20 protein-coding genes and 5 tRNA genes are annotated in these 21,974 nt (G+C 47.1%); 8 read left to right on the top strand and 17 right to left on the bottom strand.

Translation table 11 applies throughout. From position 1 onward, the window contains the following. The first annotated feature begins 28 nt into the window (after nucleotides 1-28). Both ureG and G3352_RS11230 read left to right on the top strand, forming a co-directional pair. Nucleotides 29-751 carry an urease accessory protein UreG gene (gene ureG, locus G3352_RS11235; protein ID WP_053781689.1) on the top strand — a complete coding sequence of 241 codons (723 nt, stop codon included), beginning with the start codon at nucleotides 29-31 and terminating at the stop codon, nucleotides 749-751. Next, on the top strand, nucleotides 723-1,628 hold the full coding sequence (locus G3352_RS11230) for an urease accessory protein UreD (protein WP_163756476.1): 906 nt from the start codon (nucleotides 723-725) through the stop codon (nucleotides 1,626-1,628). Before ureG ends, G3352_RS11230 begins: the two co-directional genes overlap by 29 nt. 163 nt (nucleotides 1,629-1,791) lie before the next feature. Here the strand turns inward: G3352_RS11230 and G3352_RS11225 are convergent, their stop codons facing one another. The 4 genes from G3352_RS11225 to G3352_RS11210 all read right to left on the bottom strand — a co-directional run bounded on the left by G3352_RS11225 (nucleotide 1,792) and on the right by G3352_RS11210 (nucleotide 2,734). Next, nucleotides 1,792-2,208, bottom strand: coding sequence for a helix-turn-helix domain-containing protein (locus G3352_RS11225; protein ID WP_163756474.1), 417 nt, complete (start codon nucleotides 2,206-2,208; stop codon nucleotides 1,792-1,794). A 172-nt stretch (nucleotides 2,209-2,380) separates the two neighbouring features. Then, nucleotides 2,381-2,463, bottom strand: a tRNA-Leu gene (locus G3352_RS11220). A 17-nt stretch (nucleotides 2,464-2,480) separates the two neighbouring features. Further along, nucleotides 2,481-2,556: transfer RNA gene (locus tag G3352_RS11215), tRNA-Lys, on the bottom strand. A gap of 106 nt (nucleotides 2,557-2,662) precedes the next feature. Then, nucleotides 2,663-2,734, bottom strand: a tRNA-Glu gene (locus G3352_RS11210). A 305-nt stretch (nucleotides 2,735-3,039) separates the two neighbouring features. Here G3352_RS11210 and G3352_RS11205 point away from each other — a divergent pair. Both G3352_RS11205 and G3352_RS11200 read left to right on the top strand, forming a co-directional pair. Next, entirely contained in the window at nucleotides 3,040-3,816 is a 777-nt protein-coding gene (locus tag G3352_RS11205; protein ID WP_163756472.1) for a DeoR/GlpR family DNA-binding transcription regulator, read from the top strand. 3 nt (nucleotides 3,817-3,819) lie between these two features. Then, nucleotides 3,820-4,716 (top strand): Cof-type HAD-IIB family hydrolase, encoded by an 897-nt coding sequence (locus tag G3352_RS11200; protein WP_163756470.1) that lies wholly within the window; start codon nucleotides 3,820-3,822, stop codon nucleotides 4,714-4,716. Between the two features lie 47 nt (nucleotides 4,717-4,763). On the opposite strand, the gene G3352_RS11195 is transcribed toward G3352_RS11200, so the two are convergent. Together G3352_RS11195 and G3352_RS11190 are read right to left on the bottom strand one after the other, a co-directional pair. After that, nucleotides 4,764-5,435 carry an MgtC/SapB family protein gene (locus tag G3352_RS11195; RefSeq protein ID WP_163756468.1) on the bottom strand — a complete coding sequence of 224 codons (672 nt, stop codon included), beginning with the start codon at nucleotides 5,433-5,435 and terminating at the stop codon, nucleotides 4,764-4,766. Between the two features lie 209 nt (nucleotides 5,436-5,644). After that, nucleotides 5,645-6,247 carry a flavin reductase family protein gene (locus G3352_RS11190; RefSeq protein ID WP_481856284.1) on the bottom strand — a complete coding sequence of 201 codons (603 nt, stop codon included), beginning with the start codon at nucleotides 6,245-6,247 and terminating at the stop codon, nucleotides 5,645-5,647. Nucleotides 6,248-6,413: 166 nt separating this feature from the next. Between G3352_RS11190 and G3352_RS11185 the strand changes: the two genes are divergently transcribed. Beyond that, complete coding sequence (locus G3352_RS11185; RefSeq protein WP_163756464.1) at nucleotides 6,414-7,112, top strand: ArsR/SmtB family transcription factor; 699 nt, start codon at nucleotides 6,414-6,416, stop codon at nucleotides 7,110-7,112. Nucleotides 7,113-7,344: 232 nt separating this feature from the next. Here G3352_RS11185 and G3352_RS11180 read toward each other — a convergent pair. The 5 genes from G3352_RS11180 to G3352_RS11160 all read right to left on the bottom strand — a co-directional run bounded on the left by G3352_RS11180 (nucleotide 7,345) and on the right by G3352_RS11160 (nucleotide 10,485). Continuing rightward, nucleotides 7,345-7,433, bottom strand: a tRNA-Ser gene (locus tag G3352_RS11180). Between the two features lie 5 nt (nucleotides 7,434-7,438). Continuing rightward, nucleotides 7,439-7,514 (bottom strand) — tRNA-Asn (locus G3352_RS11175). A gap of 143 nt (nucleotides 7,515-7,657) precedes the next feature. After that, on the bottom strand, nucleotides 7,658-8,968 hold the full coding sequence (locus G3352_RS11170; protein WP_240343024.1) for a HAMP domain-containing sensor histidine kinase: 1,311 nt from the start codon (nucleotides 8,966-8,968) through the stop codon (nucleotides 7,658-7,660). 214 nt (nucleotides 8,969-9,182) lie between these two features. Further along, on the bottom strand, nucleotides 9,183-9,884 hold the full coding sequence (locus tag G3352_RS11165; protein ID WP_163756462.1) for a response regulator transcription factor: 702 nt from the start codon (nucleotides 9,882-9,884) through the stop codon (nucleotides 9,183-9,185). A 139-nt stretch (nucleotides 9,885-10,023) separates the two neighbouring features. Further along, nucleotides 10,024-10,485, bottom strand: coding sequence for a SprT family protein (locus tag G3352_RS11160; RefSeq protein WP_072734302.1), 462 nt, complete (start codon nucleotides 10,483-10,485; stop codon nucleotides 10,024-10,026). Nucleotides 10,486-10,605: 120 nt separating this feature from the next. Here G3352_RS11160 and G3352_RS11155 point away from each other — a divergent pair, with 120 nt between their 5' ends. Next, nucleotides 10,606-10,962 carry a hypothetical protein gene (locus tag G3352_RS11155; protein WP_024630711.1) on the top strand — a complete coding sequence of 119 codons (357 nt, stop codon included), beginning with the start codon at nucleotides 10,606-10,608 and terminating at the stop codon, nucleotides 10,960-10,962. A gap of 231 nt (nucleotides 10,963-11,193) precedes the next feature. Then, the gene (gene cmpA / locus G3352_RS11150) at nucleotides 11,194-11,337 is read left to right on the top strand and encodes a cortex morphogenetic protein CmpA (protein ID WP_090808144.1); all 144 of its coding nucleotides are present in this window, start codon (nucleotides 11,194-11,196) and stop codon (nucleotides 11,335-11,337) included. Nucleotides 11,338-11,490: 153 nt separating this feature from the next. Here the strand turns inward: cmpA and G3352_RS11145 are convergent, their stop codons facing one another. From G3352_RS11145 to G3352_RS11120, 6 genes are all read right to left on the bottom strand, one after another. Continuing rightward, entirely contained in the window at nucleotides 11,491-13,713 is a 2,223-nt protein-coding gene (locus G3352_RS11145; RefSeq protein ID WP_163756460.1) for a Tex family protein, read from the bottom strand. A 274-nt stretch (nucleotides 13,714-13,987) separates the two neighbouring features. Continuing rightward, nucleotides 13,988-16,177: an alpha-galactosidase gene (locus G3352_RS11140; protein ID WP_163756458.1), complete on the bottom strand. Its 2,190-nt coding sequence runs from the start codon at nucleotides 16,175-16,177 to the stop codon at nucleotides 13,988-13,990. Nucleotides 16,178-16,410: 233 nt separating this feature from the next. Continuing rightward, nucleotides 16,411-16,761, bottom strand: coding sequence for a type II toxin-antitoxin system PemK/MazF family toxin (locus tag G3352_RS11135; RefSeq protein WP_024630714.1), 351 nt, complete (start codon nucleotides 16,759-16,761; stop codon nucleotides 16,411-16,413). Between the two features lie 3 nt (nucleotides 16,762-16,764). Beyond that, nucleotides 16,765-17,046, bottom strand: coding sequence for a CopG family ribbon-helix-helix protein (locus G3352_RS11130; RefSeq protein ID WP_024630715.1), 282 nt, complete (start codon nucleotides 17,044-17,046; stop codon nucleotides 16,765-16,767). A gap of 260 nt (nucleotides 17,047-17,306) precedes the next feature. Next, nucleotides 17,307-18,494, bottom strand: coding sequence for an alanine racemase (gene alr / locus G3352_RS11125; protein WP_163756456.1), 1,188 nt, complete (start codon nucleotides 18,492-18,494; stop codon nucleotides 17,307-17,309). Nucleotides 18,495-18,951: 457 nt separating this feature from the next. Then, nucleotides 18,952-20,154: an outer membrane lipoprotein-sorting protein gene (locus G3352_RS11120; RefSeq protein WP_163756455.1), complete on the bottom strand. Its 1,203-nt coding sequence runs from the start codon at nucleotides 20,152-20,154 to the stop codon at nucleotides 18,952-18,954. A 295-nt stretch (nucleotides 20,155-20,449) separates the two neighbouring features. Here G3352_RS11120 and G3352_RS11115 point away from each other — a divergent pair, with 295 nt between their 5' ends. Then, nucleotides 20,450-21,943, top strand: coding sequence for a serine hydrolase (locus G3352_RS11115; RefSeq protein ID WP_163756452.1), 1,494 nt, complete (start codon nucleotides 20,450-20,452; stop codon nucleotides 21,941-21,943). The last annotated feature ends 31 nt before the right edge of the window (nucleotides 21,944-21,974 follow it).

The following is a 21,974-nucleotide window of genomic DNA, read 5'->3' as shown; positions in this document are numbered from 1 at the left end:
TTAATTCAAAACCAAGGAGGAATTTGTTATGTGTGGAGGAGCTAATCATACGCACCATGCGGAATGGGAACGTAAGGTATTTGATCGGAGTCGCCCGATGCGAATCGGAATCGGTGGGCCGGTAGGTTCAGGAAAAACGGCCTTAGTAGAGAAGCTGTCCAAGGCATTGCGTACACGCTACAGCCTGGCCGTTATTACTAATGATATTTACACAAAGGAAGATGCCGAGATTTTGCTGCGTCAGAATGCGCTCGCACCGGAACGTATTATCGGTGTAGAAACAGGGGGATGCCCACATACCGCTATTCGAGAGGATGCTTCAATGAATTTCGAAGCTGTTGATGAGTTGATTGAACGCTTTCCTGACCTGCAACTGATCTTTATCGAAAGCGGCGGCGACAATCTCTCTGCTGCATTCAGCCCGGAACTGGCGGACGTATTCATTTACATTATTGATGTGGCTCAAGGGGAAAAACTGCCTCGCAAAGGCGGTCCGGGTATTACGCGTTCTGACCTCCTGCTCATTAACAAGACTGACCTTGCCCCTTATGTTGGCGCAAGCCTGCAAGTAATGAAGGATGATACTGAACGGGTACGCGAAGGACGGCCTTATGTGATGTCGAACCTGATGAGTGGTGAAGGGGTATCCGAAATCGTCCATTGGCTTGAACATCAATATATGGATGACGATGCTTCCGCTGCGCATCTGCATACACACACCCATGAGCACGGAACGACTCACAGCCACTAATTCGTCCTCCTCTTTACATGGAGTTGAACATGGATTGAACCGCAGTACCGGAGAGGCCGTGATACGCCGCAGCGAGCTCCAGGCCACTTTCGCCCTTCAAGGCGGGCGCACCGTCATGACCGATCGGTATTACAGCGCCCCTCTCCGGTTCAGTCGATCCTTTCGACCTCCAGGTGGCGGAGATGAATTATGTGTATATACTTCAGACGTCTCTCCAGGCGTGCTGAATGGTGATCATTATCAATCCAAATGGCAATTGGGCCAGAACACTCACTTAATGCTAAGCAGCACATCAGCCACAAGGCTTCATCCCACACCTACTGTTCCGTCATCTGTGAACCATCACTTTCGGCTGGAGCAAGGAGCGGTGCTGGAGTACTTCCCTGAATGCGTTATCCCGTTTAAAGGTAGCTCATCCTCACTCACCACGACCTTCGAGTTGGGTGAACAAGCAATACTTGCGTATGCAGATATCTGGTCCGCCGGACGGATTCATCGGGGAGAAGTCTTTCAATTCAAGCGATATCGCAGTCTGACAGAAATCTGGCAAGGAGAGCAGTTGGCCGTATGGGATCAGTTCGGACTCGAACCAGAATCGGACGATCCAACATCATCCGCAGCGTTGTTAGCCTACACCCATACTGCGGCTTTATGGATGATTGCCCCTGGATTGGGTTCAGCACAGTTGGAGTCCGTACGGTCCATTTTGCCCCTAGATGGTCGCATGCTTGCCGGGGCAAGCTTGCTCGCTACAGGTGGGATTGGTGTTCGTTTGCTCGGAATGGCAGCCTGGGAACTTCAGGAGCAATGCCTTCAGATCTGGAACACCCTTCGCTCCGATCTTTTGGGTAAACCCAACCTTATATTCCGCAAGTGAAGGCTATACGTCTATCAGACTCACTTTCGAAATCACATATTCATATTGCAATGAGTCCCAAAGAAAAAACCTCTGAACAACTCTCCGATGGGTTTCGGATGTGTTCAGAGGTTATTTATATACCCAGATAATTCAGTCAAGTTGCAGCTTTCACTAACATGCACTACAACAACTCGTCTCCTTTGGGCTTATCTTCTCCCTTGTAACGAAAATCGCCTGAATCTCTGCTTTCCTTGGATTTGCGATAACGGGTAAATTCAATATATTCACTGATAAAAGACTGTTCTACAGTCGATAATTCGCTTTCTTGGCAATTCAATTGCCGCAACACGTCAAAAAAATAATCCTCCCGTTTTTCCCGCACCATCGCCTCCTTGGATGGACGCCCAATCATGAGCCAGTCAAGGCTCACATCAAAAAACGAAGCAATCTCAATTAGTTTATTCGTACTCGGAATAGATTTACCGCGTTTCCAGTCACCCAGATTGCCCGTGCTGATCTTCAGCTGTTGGCAGAAAGCCTTCTTGGTCATTCCTCGTTCGGCAATCAGGTGTTCAATTCGCTCATAGATCGACTGCATACAGAACCGCCTTCCAACCGTAATAATCAATACATGTACCTAAATTATACCACAACCTTCCTGAATCCTCAGCCTTTTAATCCCAGGAATACGTTCTGGTATTTCTCATAACACAAAGATAGACTCCCATGAATAATCATGAGAGTCTATCTTATAACGTTTGTTGCTGTGATGCGGTCGAGAGGACTCGAACCTCCACGGGTATACACCCACTACCCCCTCAAGATAGCGTGTCTGCCATTCCACCACGACCGCATATTCAATTGTAAAAATGGTGAGCCATGAAGGGCTCGAACCTTCGACACCCTGATTAAAAGTCAGGTGCTCTACCAACTGAGCTAATGGCTCTTGCTGTAACTTCACCGGATGTGCCATGCGTAACTCTTTTGTTTAGGAGCTATGACTTTTGAGGAATCCTCATTAGGATTATGCATCCCTGAGGTGGTGAAGATAATGACCCGTAGGGGATTCGAACCCCTGTTACCTCCGTGAAAGGGAGGTGTCTTAACCCCTTGACCAACGGGCCTTGCAAACAAATTGTCTTTCTTGGCGACAAGAATGAGTATATCATAGGCCAACTTAAATGTGCAACACTTTTTTTAAACTTTTTTATGCACTCTTTTTCACCCTTTTCCATGAGGTCAAGAGCGTGCTCACGACTGAAATGTCTTTCACAAATTTATCACCGTAATCATCGCAATTTGTAAAATTAGTATCAAAAAACTTAAATACACTTACATTCACTTATAATATTGCAAATATCATTATTAGTACTTATAATTAACCTATCAGTTATATACACGGTCAGCTACGTATAAGGAGGCGGCACGTTTGTTTCAGGAAGAACGAATGCAGCTGATTATTGAACATTTGCGTAAACACAATCGCATCTCGGCTGATGATATTGTATCCCTCTTTGACGTTTCCCGGGACACAGCACGAAGGGATCTAATCAAACTCGAAGAACAGGATGCCATTATCCGAACGCGCGGCGGTGCAATTCTCCCCGTTCCACCAGATGAGCGCCGATCTTATAAAGATCGTTTGCTCCACATTTCCGATGAAAAAAGAGCTATTGGCAAGCTAGCGGCTGCCATCGTCCGCCAAGGTGAACACATTATTCTAGATTCTTCCACTACAGTGCAAACTTGTGCCGAAAATCTAAATGGCAAGTCCTGTACTGTCATCACCAATTCCATTTATTCAGCTGATCTTCTCTCCAATCATACCGCTGTCGAGATTCGTTTGCTGGGCGGCAAAGTCGATAAGGAGCAACGTTATGTCTATGGTACTTCAGTGATTGAAACTCTTTCCCATTATTATGTAGACAAAGCCTTTATCGGCATTGGCGGAATTACGATGGACGGCTTCAGTGCCTCTGAAGAAGAAGGAAAGATCAAGCACAAAATGATGCAAGCTGCAAAACAGGTTATTGTACTCGCTGACCATTCCAAGTTTGATAAGCGTTATGGTTATCGTTTTGCAGACTGGTCACTCGTTGACATGTTAATTACAGATCAATGGCCTTCCCAAGATTGGCGAACCTTTCTAGCCGAACAACAAGTCGAGATTCTCATTCCTGAACCTACAATTGAAAAGGAGTTGTAACACATGAAATTATTTGCTACCGATTTAGATGGAACCCTGTTGAACAGAGACAGTCAGATCAGCCCGGAAAACGCAGCTGCAATCCATAAGGCGCAACAAGAAGGATTAAACATTACGATTGCTACAGGACGGGTCTATTCCGATGTATTAACTATAAGCAGCGAAGGCGGAATTAACACGCCAGTTATCGGATCCAACGGAGCTACCATCCATGATGCCAACGGTGAACGCCTGTTCCATCTTCCACTCGAGCGTGAAACGGCAGCATCCGTCATGCAGTGGCTGGAAGATCATCATTGCTACTACGAGGCCTCCACACAACAGGGTATATATGCCCCTATAAGCAGCCACGAGGCGATGCTTGCAGAAATGGATCGCATTCTGGGTTCCAGTCCTGGGGAGGATATTGAACGCCTTATTCGAGCTGTTAAGAAGCACTATGACAAGAAAGACTATCACCGCGTAAACTCCCATCAGGAAATCCCTTCCGAAGCTTACATTTACAATATTATGGCCTTTTCATTGGATCCGGCTCAATTGCAGCAGGGACGCGAATACTTTGCTTCTCGGTCCGATGTAGCCATGGTGGTATCCTCTGAACACAACTTCGAAATGCAGCATCCTGATGTATCCAAAGGGAACGCCTTAAGCAAACTGGCAGCTCATCTGAACATCTCCATGGAAGATACGGCAGCCATTGGTGATAACTTCAATGATGTATCCATGCTGAAAATGGCAGGGCTCGGTATTGCCATGGGCAATGCCGAACTGGAGATTAAGGCGCTTGCCAAGGCTATCTCTCTGACCAATGTGGAGCATGGTGTCGCACATGCCATTCAGTGTGTTCTAGAAGGAAAGCCCGTTTCCCGACCGGAGACCGTCGTTGAAGGAGGTCAGTAATTGATTGTCATGATGATTCGGCATAGCGACCTAGCAATAGACTAGGCTCACCTCATATCAACGGATCGAACATGAGGCACATCCTGCAATAAAATAATCAACTGCTCGCCCCGGTATGAACCCGGCAGCTGCAACGTGAATTCAAGCACGGTCTCCTCCCCGGAGTCTGTGCTTATTTTCTGTTCTGTTTTGAATCCAACCACCGAGATCTTCTCCTGTCCCAGCAAAGCCAAAACGGTTTTGAGGGTGTCCCCCTCCTTTAGCAGTCGAATGGTCAGCGTCTCTGTTCTCGCGGACACCAACCAGCGTGTCGGCCGATGCAGCAGCATCTGTGCCACTACAATAAGTAGCGTCACCCCAGCCCCAGTCCAATATAATCCCGAACCCACAGCCAGTCCCATTCCTGCAGTCGCCCAGATTCCCGCCGCTGTCGTCAATCCCCGGACCGTGTGGCGCTGTGTGAAGATCATTCCGGCTCCAATGAAGCCAACCCCACTGACCACCTGTGCGGCAATCCTGGATGGGTCAAGCGAGAGATTCGCCCAGCCTGCCTGATCCTGAAAGCCATACTTGGAAACAATCATCATCAATGCTGCACCCACCGCAACAACAAAGTGTGTACGTATCCCCGCTTCTTTCATTCGGTTCTTGCGCTCATATCCGATCAACACGCCGCATATGCCAGCTATGAGTACACGCATTAAGTATTCCATTTCCATGTTCATCACCTCTCTTATGTATATGCTTACATGTATCTTTCTTTACTATTTACCCAATCCCTGCCTAATAAAATAACCGAATTATTTGATTACCCGCATGAAATCTCAATGGAGCCTCAATATAGATAGAAAGAAGCGGCACCCCAACCGGCACCACTTCATATATTCTGGATTACTTATTGGTTTCTATGCTATACAGACCATATACATCACTTCTCTGCCCGAAAACTCTCCCCATGCCTTTCTCCAAGTCCATAATAATGTCGGAAATTATAAATTAATGGATTCCACTTCTCTGGGTTAATCTTGTTTAAACCTGATAACAGTCGGGTATGTGCGTGTACCTTCAACGCCTTTACTTCCACAATCGCCATGAAAGGCGTGTGTTCGGGAATGCGAATGTGTTGTACCGCTGCTTCAATCTGGAGCGGACACTCCGCTATTTTATCCGGCTCAACCTGAATTGAACTTTGGGGTGTCAGTCCAGAGACGGCAAACTTATCATCGCAAAACTCAAACCCCATCATCCTTTTCTCCTCTGGAACGGGATATATTCCGGTATAACGCCCCAGTCCCTCTACCTTCTCCCACATGGATGCATCCGGCAGATTAATCACACATTCGGGATGACGACTCAGGTTCTCAAAGGCTTTGCCCTGAATACCAACTCCAAGTACCAAGCAGTCGCCCAGTGCCCAGGATGAGGAAAGCGGAGACAGGTTCGTCGTTCCATCTTCATTTAACGTGCTCAGCAGCAATACAGGTGTGCCATAGTACAAAATACTTGGATTTATCACCTCGTGCTGTATCAGCTCTCTGTTCAAGTCCCGATGGTTCACCGGTTCAAACTCTTTTTGCGTTCTATCATTGGTATACAATGCTTCTTCCTCCATTCTTCAACCCGTCCCTTCCATCTCTTGGGTTCTAATTCATGCATGATTAATTGTAATACACCAATAGTTAAGGTATCATCGAAGTATGAATACATATCCGAATATTTCTGTAATTGCATCGTTAATTGCTGATCCCAGTCGTGCTATTTTTTTGGAAGCTTTGTTGGATGGTCGTGCACTTCCTGCCGGCGAACTTGCATACATGGCGGGTGTTACTCCTCAAACAGCAAGCAGTCATCTCGCCAAGCTGGTCGAAGGCGGGCTGCTCGTCGTTGAACAGCAAGGACGACATCGATACTATCGTCTCGCAGGCAAAGAGGTAGCTTTTCTGATTGAGACGATGGGTAGTATCGCCGCACCAGTACAAGTGAGATCTCTCAAACAGTCTAACCAGCTTCAACATTTAAGCTTTGCTCGAACCTGTTATGGGCATCTGGCCGGAAAATTAGGGATAGCGTTGTGTGAAGCTTTATTGCGGGAAGGTTATCTCGAAGAACCTGAGGATGAGCAGGCCAAGGATTACCACATTACAGAGAAAGGAATTGAATGGTTCAATTCTTTTGGCATTATGCTTGAAGGAAAAGCCGGATCACGCCGCGCTGTGGCTCGCAAATGTCTGGACTGGAGTGAGCGTCGTCATCATATTTCCGGTGTACTGGGAGACGAACTGGGACGCCGCTTGTCTGAGCTGGACTGGACCCGCCAGAAGGCAGGCAGCCGTTCGGTGGAAGTCACGGAAGCTGGCAAGAAGGGTTTGTACGAGGTATTGGGTATTTCATTATAGCGCGGCAACCAGGCATTCTTTCTTGTACATTGTCAAAATGACGGTACATCAAAAATCCCCCTCCTCAGTATCCGTTAAAGGTTACTGCGGAGGGGGATTATGTTTGGTTTATTCAGAACGGAGAGAGAGGCATACTCTCACTTCATTCGAGACTGCGATGTATTGCTTACGAAGCGTATGCTTCGACGAACCTTTAGGGTTCTCATCCCTTGTACAGAGAAGTAAATCAGAACGGAGAGAGAGGGATTCGAACCCTCGCACCGCTTACGCAGTCTAACCCCTTAGCAGAGGGTCCCCTTATAGCCACTTGGGTATCTCTCCAAGAATGGCTCCCCGAACAGGGCTCGAACCTGTGACAACTCGATTAACAGTCGAGTGCTCTACCAACTGAGCTATCAGGGAATAATAATCTTGAATAACCTAAATTTATCATGATTAATATTCCAAGTCAACATATCTGAAGTGACTTTCTTGGAAGCCTTGCATCTTTCATTCGAACGCATAGAAAAGTCGGTCATAACGCTTATTTTATTGCTTCTGCTGAGTCATTTTGGAAAATGGACCGTCACTTTAAACAGATCGCCATCAATTTCGATGTTAACTCTTCCTCCATGCAGCTCAACAATACTTTTCGCAATGGATAAACCCAGCCCTGATCCTTCTTCGCTCCGGGAATGGTCGCCCCGCTTGAAACGTTCAAAAATTTCATCTGCAGCAAACTGCATTTCATATGTAGAAACGTTTTTGATACACAATATCACATACACATCATCTTCTGATAAATCAATAAATACCCTTGAATTCTTCATTCCGTATTTAATGACATTACCAAGCAAATTCTCGAATACACGCCATGTACGTTTTCCATCCAAGTGAGCGTACATCGGACTATCCCTGCTACTTACTCTGAAAATCAAACCAGACTGTATGATAGACTCACTATATTCCGCCAAAGCCTGATGTAATAAGGCCGCAACATCAACCTGCTCCAGATGAAGCTCCACATCCCCACTGGCCATCTTAGCCGCCTCAAATAAATCTTCAACAAGTACACTCAGCCGCTTCGTCTTGCGTTGCAGCACCTCAATATATTCTGCCTTTTCCTCAGCAGTCCCTTCATTACGTTTTAATAAATCCACATAGCTCACCAGCGAGGTCAGCGGCGTTTTTAAATCATGTGAGACATTGGTAATCAATTCCGACTTCATTCGCTCACTTTTCACTCTTTTTTCGACGGTACTCTGAATTCCTTGCTTCATATCGTTCATATGCATCGTCAGTTGGTCAAGCATACCGTTTGTCTGCTGAGGAAGCTGAACGTCCATACGTCCTAAAGCCATGGCCGAAGCAGCTTGTGTTACACCTTGTAAACCATGAATGATTCGTACGATCTGACCCAGGATAATCACACTGCACGCCAAGATCAGCAGTAGGATTGGAAACCTAAATACCTCTACCACGAACGCAATGATCAGCAATACGAATTGAGATACAAAACAAACGATGAGAGTTTTGATGATCCTATTTCCAGGTGGGGTCCCATGTTTCAGTTCATCCCGTATCATAGGAATCGTCGTGCGTAACCATAATTCATTGAGAGTCTGACAAAGCGCGGCTCGATCTGAGATCAACCGAATTCCCGCCCTACCATACTCCCCAGCAAAACAGAGCAGCAAGGATGATAACAGGAATGCAGATAAATACATGACAAAGTCGTTGATCCACTCATGTTGGCTCATCCGTATGCCGTTCCCCTGCATGACAAGAATCGTTCCATAGAACAACGCTAAACCGATGACAAAATAAAGCAATATTTGTACATCCTTAGTTAATCTGACCGACATCCAATTCTTCATCTTCACATATCTGCTCTCCGGAGGCAGTGGGAATCGGTTCCTAAACACAAATAAAAAAGCGATCAGGAACAAACATATGATTAAAGACGGATCACTCTGAACACCCCAGCCTCGAAAAACAAAATCAATATTCTGGAAACTTCGCGACATGGCATAAAAAAACATGAGGGTACTGCAGCTGATCAAAACAAATCGAATCATATAGGGAATCACATTAACCTTCCATCTTGTAGCCAATGCCCCACACCACCTTTACATATTTCGGTTCTCTGGGATTAAACTCAATCTTCTCCCTGATTCGGCGAATATGTACAGCCACCGTGTTTTCCGGCTGAAAGGCCGGCTCTTTCCAAACACGTTCATAGATTTCATCAATGGCAAAAACACGTCCCGTATTCTCCATCAACAATTTTAAAATATGAAACTCCGTTGGAGTCAATCGAATCTCTTCACCTTCCAGAGTTACTTTTTTCCTCCTATTGTTAAGTACTAGCCCCCTGACCTCAATTTCTTGTTCATTATCCCTGTCGATTTGTTGTGTTCCAAGTCCTGTAAATCGACGCAACTGGGACTTCACTCTGGCCACCAGTTCCAATGGATTGAAGGGTTTGGCTATGTAATCATCAGCTCCAATATTCAGACCAAGAATTTTGTCGCAGTCCTCGGTTTTGGCAGATAAAAAAATAATCGGTACATTGCAGTCCTCGCGTATTTTGAAAGTTGCTTGTATACCATCCAGAACGGGCATCATTACATCCATTACAATGAGGTGAACTTCTTCTTCCCTGACTTTTCTTATCGCTTCCTGCCCATCTGCTGCCTTAGTAACCAAGATTCCTTCAATCCGCAAATAAATCTCAATCGCGTTGCGGATATCGGGATCGTCATCCACTACAAGCACCCTATACTTTGCCAATCTTCTTTCCTCCTTAGCCATTACTCTTTTGGTGATCTGAACTACACCAGCTTACTACAAAATAATGACAAGGATGTTAATAAAAACATTACAATTTTCTTAAGATGGCTATGTATAATTCGGATAGACTTTATTTTCACTATATTTCACTCAATAGCAACTTGCCCGCACATCGGCCACAGCGGTACCTCTTCGGATCAACTTTGCGCTTACGCAAATATTCCGTGCCGCAGCTCTTACACACCAGCTTATAGCGATACGGTAATGGCTTTCTGCCCTTTCCATCCGGAAGGGACTGACAGAATCGCGAACCGCCCACCTTCTGCAATAAGGCCTTGAATTCAGGATCACGGTGTTGGTAGCCGCGTCCACGAATGTGCAGATGATAGTGACACAGTTCATGCTTGATAATTTTCTCAACCTCTTCCCGCCCATAAGCTTCGAGCTGATGAGGATTAATCTCTATCCGGTGACTCTTGAGCATATAGCGTCCACCTGTAGTGGTCAAGCGACGGTTAAACAGCGCCTCATGAGTGAACGGAACCCCGAAATGATCCAGTGACACCTGCTCAATCCATTGCTGCAATTCCTCGTTTTCCATCGGTTTGTCCTCCTTTCACACCCCTTGGGCCATTTGTTTTTCCGCCATAATACTTGAATTTTAACCGTTTCGTAGGCTACACTGTCAAGTAGAATGTATGAGGGGAGATTATTACTCGTTATGCCTACAATGCGCTACGTCATCCTGCAGCAGGAGCAGCAATTGCAGTTTGTGGAAATGCCTGCCGATTACGCTTATCAACTCAGTGCGCTCAACCTGCGCCTGCACAAAGAAATTGACAAACTTACCGCAGCAGATGTACCTGTTCTGCCTTGGGCAATCGCCGAATGTGACAATCTTGATCTTCTGGACGAGCAACTCTCCATCATCGGAGGCCTTGATTATATCAATGCGCTTGAACAAAGCTTTGCAGCACTAAGAGAGAGCGAATATCCTTTGATTTCCCTGCTCACTGAGATCCGTGCCCTTCAGGCTCAATTAGAGCAATGGTATGAAGAAGAGATGGAATCACTCTAATTTACTTATGGACTTATTATTAATGCAGGATGGAACCAAAAGCGCATCTCCTAAAAGCGGGGTTGCGCTTTTTTTTCATTTTTCCAACCCTACAATCATGGGCTCTTTCCTTTAATCCATATCCTTATACATATTGAATTTTCCAAGTTCACAACGGGTTAATTCGCACAGTCCAGGCTATTGCCACATATGCTAACGTACAGATGAATTATGCAAGAGGAGGAGATACCCTTGCCTCAATGGCTTTGCAATCAACTGATGCGTGCATTTCACAAAAAGGACAGCAGACAGATCAAGCTGCTGAACGAATGCTGGTTCTTTTACCGAAACAAACCGACAAGTGGCACCCCGCGCAGCGCGGACAGCGAACTCTAAAAATCTGACGCCACTCTCTCCGTCCACTTCAAGCTCTCACTTCTTTCATAAAATCCCTTCGAAGAATACAGTACGGGCAACAGTACTATTATAACTGACAACAAACAGCCTTCCCATTACAGGGAAGGCTGTTCTCCGATCATTGTGCCTGGATTAAGAAGACTGCTTAGAAGAAGCAGGCTTTTTCATCGTGAGGCCGACACGGCCTTTTTTGGTATCCACGTTCATCACCCAAACCGTTACATTATCTCCGACAGATACAACATCCATCGGATGTTTGACATAACCGTTACTCAGCTGTGAGATGTGGACAAGTCCGTCACTCTTGATGCCGATATCAACAAAGGCACCAAAGTCGATCACGTTACGAACCGTACCTTGCAGCTCCATGCCTTCCACCAAATCCTCAATTTTGAGCACATCTGTGCGGAAGATCGGTAGCGGCATTTCCTCACGCGGGTCACGACCCGGACGCTGCAAGCTGTCCAGAATGTCACGCAGTGTAGGCACACCCACATCCAGCTTCACAGCCAGCTGTTCCGGTTGTTGCTCCGACAGGAGAACAGACAGTTCCTTGCTGCCAAGCTTGTCCAACGCAACCTGAAGCTCTTTAAAGAGCTGGTCTACGACCTTATACGATTCAGGGTGAATCGGTGTGCGATCCAGCGGGTTCTCGCCTTCACCAATCCGCATAAAGCCTACGCATTGCTCATAGGTTTTGGCACCCAGACGCGGCACTTTTTGCAACTGGCGACGATTCGTGAACCGGCCGTTCTCTTCACGGTATTTCACAATATTTTTGGCAATGGTGGCATTCACACCCGCAACATAGGACAGCAGTGAAGGCGAAGCCGTATTCACATCCACGCCCACATGGTTAACTGCGGATTCCACAACAGCCTTCAAGCTTTCTTCCAATATTTTTTGAGATACGTCATGTTGGTATTGGCCTACACCAATGGCTTTTGGATCAATCTTAACCAGCTCAGCCAGCGGGTCTTGCACCCGGCGGGCAATCGAAGCAGCACTCCGTTCAGCAACGTCAAGATCCGGGAATTCTTCCTGGGCCAGCTTGGATGCAGAATATACACTCGCTCCAGCTTCATTGACGATCAGATACACGAGACTTTCGTCTCCGTTCTCCTGAATAATCTCGGCAACAAACTGTTCTGTTTCACGGGATCCGGTGCCATTACCGATGACAATCAACCCGATATCATATTGCTTGATCATCCGATGGAAAACCTCGGCAGCTTCACGCTTCTTGTTGTGTGGTGGCGTTGGGTACGTAACTGCCACTTCCAGCAGCTTGCCCGTATCATCGACCACAGCCAGTTTACAACCGGTACGGTAGGCAGGATCGACACCAAGCACACGTTTGCCATGAATCGGCGGCTGAAGCAGCAGATTACGAAGATTAGCCGAGAATACGGATATCGCTTGGTTCTCACCTTTTTCCGTCAATTCTGCACGAACCTCACGCTCAATTGAAGGGGCAATCAAACGTTTATAAGCATCTTCAATCACATCACGCAAAACGTCCTGTACCGCAGATGCACCCTTAATGATCTGTCCTTCCATGTGCCGGTGAGCCGGTTCAGGCTGCACGTCCAGGCCCACTTTCAAAATGTTTTCACGTTCACCGCGGTTAATTGCGAGAATACGGTGAGGAGGCATTTTTTTGGCTAATTCACGATAATCATAGTAATTCTCATATACAGATTCCTGCTCAGCATCCTTCGCTTCCGAAGTCAGCATGCCATGATCGAGCGTATAACGACGAATCCATGCACGAATAGCAGCATCATCTGCAATATTCTCAGCCAAAATGTCTTTGGCTCCCTGAAGTGCGACCTCTGCATCTTCTACCCCAAGTTCAGCATTGATATAACGCGAAGCTTCCTCCATGACATTGCCTTGCTTCGGTTGACCCCAGATCCAGACAGCGAGTGGCTCGAGACCTTTTTCCTTCGCTACACTGGCACGGGTTTTCCGCTTCTGACGAAACGGACGGTACAAGTCCTCTACTTCCTGCAGCTTAACTGCCTGAGTGATAGACTGTTTCAGTTCTCCGGTCAGCTTGCCTTGTTCCTCTATAATACGGATGACTTCCACTTTGCGGTCTTCCAGATTGCGCAAGTAAACGATGCGCTCTTCAATGAGCCGCAGCTGGTTCTCATCCAGCTCTCCAGTCATTTCTTTACGGTAGCGGGCGATAAATGGAATCGTATTGCCTTCGTCCAGAAGCTCCGACGTGGTGCGGACCTGCTTCAAGGACAGTGACAGTTCCTTGGCTACCTGTTTGATGATTCGTTCATGGCGTTCTGCCTTTATTGTTTCTTCATTGGGTTCCAGAACCGTTTCCTGTTCAGACAAATAAATCCCTCTTTCCTTCCTGAATCGTTCAGTTGAAGCTTGTTCAGGGCAGCTTTGCTGCTGTAATCACAGTATCGAACCTGCATTCATGCAGATTCCTCTCCCCTATATTATCACAAAATCCCGTTCAGATTTCCAGCATTCGTCCAGGTTACAAGTTCTTACAATTGAGATTACGTAGCAAACCTTCGTCTCAGCCATTAGAAAAAACCGAAAAACGTCTCCCCGACGTCTTCCGGTCTCTCCTGACAAACACTGCAATCACGCCAGTTTATTATACCCGTTCGAAGCGGAACATTTCACTCAGATAGTCTCCCGATGCACGGCCTACGGAAATCCCACCGTACATCAGCGCATCCCCGGTAAACGTCTCGGAACCACCTTTCAGGCGGTAATCCGCATCAGGGTCGAGGCCCTTCAGCTTCAGACGTTGGAGCGGTGCATTCGGTTCAGACAGCACACGGAAGTAGAATACAACGGCTTCGCTGCCATCTGGTGCAATAAACATCCAGGCCGTTTCATTTCCCTCAAACGGACTTAGCAAGCGACGGAACGTTCCGTATTGGATGGTTCCCCGAATTTCTTTGTACAGCTCAACCTGCGCCTTTACAATGGCATTCTCTTCCTCTGAGAAACGAGTCAAATCCAGCTCGTATCCAAAGTTACCAGACATCGCGACATGTCCACGAATCTCTAGAGAAGTAATTCGGTTGACCTGATGATTAGGTACAGCTGAGATATGTGACCCCATTGAACTTACCGGATATACCAGGCTTGTACCATACTGAATACGCAGACGGGATATCGCATCCGTATTATCGCTGGTCCACGTTTGCGGCATGTAGTACAGCATACCTGGATCAAAACGGCCGCCACCACCTGAACAGCTCTCGAACAGGATATTCGGGAACGACGAAGTAATCCGTTCCATGACTTCGTACAATCCAAGCATATAACGATGCGCAGTCTCGCGCTGTCTGTCTGCTGGCAGCAATGCAGAACCTATTTCCGTCATATTCCGGTTCATGTCCCATTTCACATAAGTGATCGGCGCGGATCCAAGCACATCGCTTAGCATGCGTACAATCTCATCACGCACATCCTGACGGGAGAAATCGAGTACCAATTGTTGGCGCCCTTCCGTCCGGCGGCGATCCGGCACATGCAGACACCAGTCCGGATGAGCACGGTACAATTCGCTGTCTGGCGAAATCATCTCAGGCTCAAACCATAATCCGAACTGCATGTCCAGACTGGTTACCCGGTTGGCCAAATCATCCAGGCCTTGTGGCAGTTTGTTCTTGTCCACAATCCAGTCACCGAGTGAGGAGTTATCGCTGTCCCGATGTCCAAACCATCCGTCATCCAGTACGAACAATTCAATGCCAAGCTTCTTCCCTGCTTGGGCGATCTGCTCAATCTTATCTGCGTTGAAGCCGAAATAGGTCGCTTCCCAGTTGTTAACCAGAACCGGACGCTCTGCATTGCGGAATTGTCCGCGTGCCAGTCGCTCCCGGTACAATTCATGATACGACTGGGACATACCATCGAGACCTGCATCCGAATAGACCATAACCGTCTCAGGTGTCTGGAATGACTCCTGTGAATCCAGCTTCCAGCTGAACTCAAACGGATTGATTCCCAGTGATACACGAGTGGTATGGAACTGGTCCACTTCTGCCTGTGCAGTAAAGCTGCCGCTATATACAAGACTGAACCCGTAGACTTCACCCTGATCTTCGTCTGTACCCGGTGTCATCAGTGCAATGAACGGGTTCTGCTGGTGACTGCTTGAGCCCCGACGGCTCTCGATGCCTTGCAGACCGGAAGCAAGCGGTCTGCGAACGATGTCCCGTTCACGCGTCCATGCTCCTGACAGTTGCAGCAATTCGTAATCGGCATGCGGGAAATCAACGGAAGAGCTGAGCGCACGTGCAATATTCACCGAGGTAGCGCTCTCATTAATGATACGCATTGAACGCGTAATTGCATTAAATGCTGCAAAGGCCGTGTAGCTAAGTTCAATCTTGATCCCTGCAACACGATCTTCCAGTTCAAGAATGAGTGTCTCAGCTTCATCGTCAGATTCAACATAAGTCGCAGGCAGTCCAGTAAGCGCTGCCTTTCCTTTGATCAGTCGATGGCCTGTATACTTGAACTCCGAAACGGTTGAACCATTCTCAAGCTCCAATTGGATTGCCGGATTACGGAAATCACTTGTACCATACACCGGCAGTTCTACTGCCAACGTGTCGAAAGAGATCGTCCGATCTTCCGGCACCGGATTCGGGCTGAACGAAGCACGCTCTGTACGCACATGAAGCCAGCTCAGATCGGTATCACGCAGTTTTTTGCCATAATATAAATGTACCAAATATCCCGAAGGCAGGACCTGAAATACATAGCTTGCCTTTTGAGTCTGTAGATGAAATTGAAGCTTCTCCTGATCAATATAAATGCTCATATGTCTCCTCCACCTCTATATATGTCGATTACGTAAACGGTTTCTCAGGTATCATTATAACGAAAAGCTTCAAAATGTTCTACGCTTTCATGAAGCTTTAATCAAAAGAGCGTACCCCGGCCGTTAGGCTGTTGTACGCTCTTCTGATTGCTGTCTGAAATTGTGTGTTCCTGTAAGGAACATCCATTGTCTACGGATGGCACGGCAGAACAAAGAAACAACTGCCTGATGCCTTAAAAATCGATTAAACCTAGGCTGATCTGTAAGGCTTCGTTGACCAGTTTCATGGTCTCCTCGTCCAGATGGGTAATCTTGTCGGTCAGCCTTTGCTTATCAATCGTCCGTATTTGTTCGAGCAAAATAACCGAGTCCCGGTCAAAGCCGTGTGCCGCCGCATCAATCTCCACATGCGTCGGCAGCTTTGCCTTTTGGATCTGGGCGGTGATCGCCGCCACAATACAAGTAGGACTAAACCGGTTGCCGATGTCATTCTGGATGACCAGAACCGGCCTGACTCCACCTTGCTCGGAACCGACAACGGGAGAAAGATCCGCAAAAAAAACGTCACCGCGTTTTACGATCAATGTCTACACCCCGCTAACTAAGCGGTCCAGAGTGCTGTCCGCATCTTCCTCCGCGTGAAAGGCCTCGGATGCCATGGTGAGGTTAATCTTCGCCATCTCCATGTACCCTCGCTGCATCGATTCACGGATGTAACGTTTCTTACGCTCCGTCAAATACAGCTTCATGGCCTGCCTAATCAATTCGCTGCGGTTGGAATTCTCCAGCGCTACGATGCCATCCACTTCTTGCAAAAGATAATCAGGCAAACTGATCATGATCCGCTTGGTGTTCTGCAAGTTGGCCACCTTTCTTCCACCCCCACAAACCTTTCGCCATTGTGAACCAGTATTACGTTTTTCCAGAACTTTTATACAAAGGAATATATATGCCCCGAGTATATCAAGTATGCTGTACTCCATTATAAACACGGGGAACAATATTCGTACAGACCAAACATCTCTTTTCAGGATTTTTCATCCCAGTTATCATTCATAATTCGAGATGCTCCGACAGTTTTCCTTCTGTTCTGAAAAAAGTTTATTGGAAATAGCGTCCAGTCTTGCTATCAGGATGTCAAAAGAGGGTTGATTCTGGCGACTACTGCTCCATTACGGGTATAAACCCGCGGGATTCGGTGCGCCATCATGCAGACCACTTCGTAGGGAATCGTACCGAGCTGAGATGCCACCTCGTCTGCAGTTATGACTGCACCCGATTGGTGACCGATGAGAACAACCTCTTCGCCGGCTTGAATTTCTTCTGCTTCTGCTGCAAAAGATTGTAGCGACACCATACACTGATCCATGCAGATCGTACCGACGACGGGAACGCGGCGGCCGCGCACAAGTACTTGTGCTTTACCTGACAGCATTCTTGAAAATCCGTCTGCATAGCCGATAGGCAGGGTCGCTATTCGTTCGTTCCCTTGTGTTACATAACGGGTTCCGTAGCTGACACCCCAGTGAGGTGGCAGCGTTTTGACCAGAACCGCCTTCGTCTTCAGTGTCAATACCGGGGACAGCTTCACTACCTGATGATTCACCTCTCCCGAAGGATACAATCCGTACAGACTAATGCCCACACGTACCATATTGTAGGACAACTCCGGCGTATCAATGGTAGCGGCGCTGTTCGCCGTATGTATAATCGGGATGACACATCCCTGATCCCGCAGCGCATCAACCACGCCTTGGAACCGTCGATACTGCTCCAGTGTATAGGTCTTGTCTTTTTCATCCGCCTTGGCAAAATGGGTAAACATGCCTTCAAGCATAACCTGCTTCAGATTGGCTACTTCCTGAATGAATGCAAGCGCCTCATCGCCAGGCAACAGCCCAAGTCTGCCCATGCCGCTGTCGATTTTGATGTGAACCTTGAGCTTACGAGAGGATGTGCCCGTCTCCAGATGTTGAATGGCTTCGAGTACTTCCTTACTGAACAGCGTAATGGTTACATCATGTTTCCAGGCTTCAGCGATGCCTTCTGGCGGCGTGTAGCCCAATACCAGAATCGGAAGGGTAATTCCGTGTTGTCGCAATTCAAGCGCTTCGTCAAGAAAAGCTACACTTAAGTAATCCACGCCAACTCGTTCCAGTTCTCTGGCCATCTCCACAGCTCCATGTCCATAGGCGTTTGCCTTCACACAAGCGAGCAGTTTCTTGCCTTGCGGCAATGTTTCACGGAAAGCGTCTACGTTGTTGCACAAATGATCCAAATTGATTTCCGCTTGGGTCGGCCGATATTGTTCTTGCACGTTAAGTCACCTTCTCTAATCATCTTAATCCGGCTCACGTCAGACTCCATCGTAATGCTCAAGCATGTGACTGTCAAATGAACGGAAGATCTGCAGTCCAAAACACATACAGGAGCACTATCCTGAAGTCGGGAGCAAACGCGGAATAAGACCCATAAGCCAGACCATGAACGAGATATTCATCTCTCCATAACGTAACTCATCTGCTTATATCGTATTATTTACCCGGTTCCTCCCGCGTAGAAGCGTGTTTTGCATTATTGAGTACACTGGACCTAATCCTTGCTTATCTTACGCAGGATCATTGGCTGTTGATACACATAGCTTTAACTGAAATCAAATCCTGTGAATCACAGCTATAAAACAGGAAAGATGACCTCTAAATGCAGCAAAGCACCGGAGAATATCTCCGATGCTTCTTAGCATTCCTTATGTTAGGACGACTATACTTTGCAAATCATTTCCCTGACTCTTCCTGCATTGAAGTCGCAATCTGTATCATCTCGTTATCTGGCAAATCTGCGCTTGTAATCCTGTACTCCACTCCGTCTGACATCCATGTGAGTGTCTGCAACGCATCTCCACTTATCATTCCGAGGGTAAATCCAAGATCCAGAACACGCGATGGGGCAAGCGATACAGCTCTGTCCTGAGGCCGCGCCTCAAAGATCGTGTAATTATATGTTCCTTCGTAGCGAAGCATAACCGAATAGTCTCCTGATCCTTCCACGATCTGATCGTCTTTCAGCTTAACTCCTTCCGGTGCATAGGTCGGCTGAATAACTCCGAAGCTATCCGAACCTTCCGGCTCGGCCGATGTAGGTTCTTCGGTTCCTTGCCCGCTGGCTGGATCTTCTGAACCTTGCTGCTCAGCGTTATCACTCACACCCGTCTGTCCGTCACTAACAGTTCCGCTCGGATTCGCTGCAGAACCTTCCTCTGTTGCAGCTTGAGGATTGGTAGTTTCTTTACCATCCCCAGCAGGAGCCGCGCCTGAGTCAGTACCAGCCTTGCCACCATTTTCTGAAGCAGCAGTCATATTACGCTGCATGTCAAACGCGTCTTTCTCAAATTCAGTACCAAATTTGAAGCTATCAAACTTCACATCGACCACCACATTGGCATTCGAGTCGGATACTTCTACCTGTTTTGGAGCGTAATCGCTTTTGTTTAACCATATTTTCTGTCTGACCAATGCATGTGTATTGTAGTTGGCAGCTACATCGAATACATAGCTTTCCTTCTCATCGGCAAACTGGCGGGTCGAATCACCTGTTATGCTGCGGATCAGCGTCTCGTAGAGGTAAACCTGGCCTTGGTTATCCGGCCAGTTACTCTGGAAACGGAAGCTTTTGTTCTGACTCGGTGTCAGGACAAATACGCCCTCATCATTGCGCAGTACAATTTGTGTTACATCCTTTTTGGCATTCGTTAATGCGATACGATAATACGAAGGCTTTTGATGCCATACCTCGACCTTGTACTGCTGCGGCGTATCTCCGGTATGCAGCGTCATAACGCCTGCCCCCTGATAACTTTCCATTTCTCCTACGACTTCGTTCAGATCTTTGACCACGGCTGCCGCATCCTTCTTCCCGCAGGCGGCAAGTAAGGTCGATAAGACCAATACCATGGCAAGCATCCATGATATTCGGCGCATGACATCATCCCCTTTAGCACATGTTTTCACTTCAGGATTGTGCGTACAGCAGAACCCCTACTTGATTAGTACATGTTATGAGGGACTTGTTCGATATATGCGGACTAGTTTGACAAGCATTCCATCATCCAGTGCCGCAATACCCTATCTGGTAACAAAATCAGTCTCGGGTAGGATGTAAAATCCAACCAGATTCTTCATAGTAAATACAGATAACAACCCAACCAATGTAATTACATACCACGATTATGTAGCTTGATTGATGTACAACTCTATTTTAAATTGGAGGAAAATAATGAACACAACCTACCTTCACTCATTACTGAATGGATTGGATGATTTTGTGGAAGAGCAGCTTCAACGTTGGAAAGGAGTAGGTGTGGCTGTAGCGGTTATCCACAAGAATGAAGTCATTTTGCAAAAAGGATACGGTTATCGCGACCTAGAGTCCAAGCTTGAAGTTACACCCCATACCCTATTCGCGATCGGTTCAAGTACCAAAGCCTTCACAGCATCTACCGCTGCCCTGCTCGTCGATCAGGACATCCTGAAGTGGGACACGCCTGTCAGAACGTATTTGAAAGACTTCAAAATGTTCGATCCGGTAGCTACAGAACGCCTGACCATTCGCGATATGCTCTGTCATCGCTCCGGACTTCCAAGGCACGAGATGGTATGGTACAACTCATCACGGAGCAGAGAAGAACTTGTAAACGCTCTTCAATATCTGGAGCCTAATGAGGACTTTCGGAACAAGTGGCAATACCAGAACCTGATGTATATGGCCGCTGGTTATCTGGTGGGGCAACTCAAAGGAACTTCATGGGAGAATGTCGTCCAGGAGTCCCTGTTTAACCCACTTGGTATGAATTCAAGTGTCTTCTCTGTCGATGAGATGCAGAATCAACCTGACTTCGCCTTCCCTTATATGGATCAAAACGGTGAGAATACGCGGATACCTTTTCGGAAAATAGATGCCGTAGGGCCTGCTGGCTCCATTAACAGCAATCTGGTCGATATGATCGCCTGGGTGCAATTTCAATTGAATCAAGGGCAACAGGGTGGGAAACAGCTGATTTCCAAAGAACAGTTGGCTATTACACACAGCCCGCAAATGGCTAGTGATTCACCATTCCACTGCAAAGAGTTGCCTGTTAGCACGTATGGTCTGGGCTGGATGATTGATTCTTATCGCGGACACGCCATGATTCATCACGGTGGGGCAATTGATGGATTCGCTTCTCAGGTCGCCTTTTTACCGGAGGAACAGATCGGTGTTGTAGTCCTTTGCAATACCCATGGGAGTATTCTTCCCTACACGATTTCTTTTAACGTTATTGATCGTTTGCTTGAATTGGAACCTGTAGATTGGAGCGAGAGATTAGCCAAATTAATGACTGGAGAATCAACCGATTCCGAAGCAGCAACAAACACCATAGAAACACCAACTACTCCAGAAACCTCTGTTGAGGAAAAACCAGTGGATACTCAGGTTCATCCCCATGATCGTCCTATCCATGCGTATGCGGGAAGTTATACCCATCCAGGTTACGGCGAAATCGTTATTCAACAGTCGAATGATGGGTTACAGGCCACATTGAATGCCATTGAGATGCCTATGGAATACACTGGAAATGATACATTTTCTGTGGAATTTATCCTGTTTGGCTTGAAAATCACCTTTACGTTTAAGACAGATGAACAAGATACCATAAGCTCTCTATCCATTCCGTTGTTGCTCGAACCTGGCACGAATCCAATTGAATTTATAAAGACACCTACAGTATAAAAACATCCCCACCGGCCTATCCCATTGTAGT

It is taken from the genome of Paenibacillus sp. ALJ109b (genome assembly GCF_010747435.1).
Lineage (GTDB): Bacteria > Bacillota > Bacilli > Paenibacillales > Paenibacillaceae > Paenibacillus > Paenibacillus taichungensis.
The sequence above is the reverse complement of the archived record's forward strand: the minus strand, read 5'-3'. Positions and strand labels throughout refer to the sequence as shown.

Coding starts and splice junctions, on each gene's coding strand:
- G3352_RS11195 (WP_163756468.1), bottom strand. CDS start 5,435: ATGGAAATGGAATACTTAATGCGTGTACTCATAGCTGGCATATGCGGC.
- G3352_RS11200 (WP_163756470.1), top strand. CDS start 3,820: ATGAAATTATTTGCTACCGATTTAGATGGAACCCTGTTGAACAGAGAC.
- G3352_RS11115 (WP_163756452.1), top strand. CDS start 20,450: ATGAACACAACCTACCTTCACTCATTACTGAATGGATTGGATGATTTT.
- G3352_RS11120 (WP_163756455.1), bottom strand. CDS start 20,154: ATGCGCCGAATATCATGGATGCTTGCCATGGTATTGGTCTTATCGACC.
- G3352_RS11140 (WP_163756458.1), bottom strand. CDS start 16,177: ATGAGCATTTATATTGATCAGGAGAAGCTTCAATTTCATCTACAGACT.
- G3352_RS11160 (WP_072734302.1), bottom strand. CDS start 10,485: ATGGAAAACGAGGAATTGCAGCAATGGATTGAGCAGGTGTCACTGGAT.
- G3352_RS11230 (WP_163756476.1), top strand. CDS start 723: ATGAGCACGGAACGACTCACAGCCACTAATTCGTCCTCCTCTTTACAT.
- G3352_RS11225 (WP_163756474.1), bottom strand. CDS start 2,208: ATGCAGTCGATCTATGAGCGAATTGAACACCTGATTGCCGAACGAGGA.
- G3352_RS11170 (WP_240343024.1), bottom strand. CDS start 8,968: ATGAAGAATTGGATGTCGGTCAGATTAACTAAGGATGTACAAATATTG.
- G3352_RS11185 (WP_163756464.1), top strand. CDS start 6,414: ATGAATACATATCCGAATATTTCTGTAATTGCATCGTTAATTGCTGAT.
- G3352_RS11155 (WP_024630711.1), top strand. CDS start 10,606: ATGCCTACAATGCGCTACGTCATCCTGCAGCAGGAGCAGCAATTGCAG.
- ureG (WP_053781689.1), top strand. CDS start 29: ATGTGTGGAGGAGCTAATCATACGCACCATGCGGAATGGGAACGTAAG.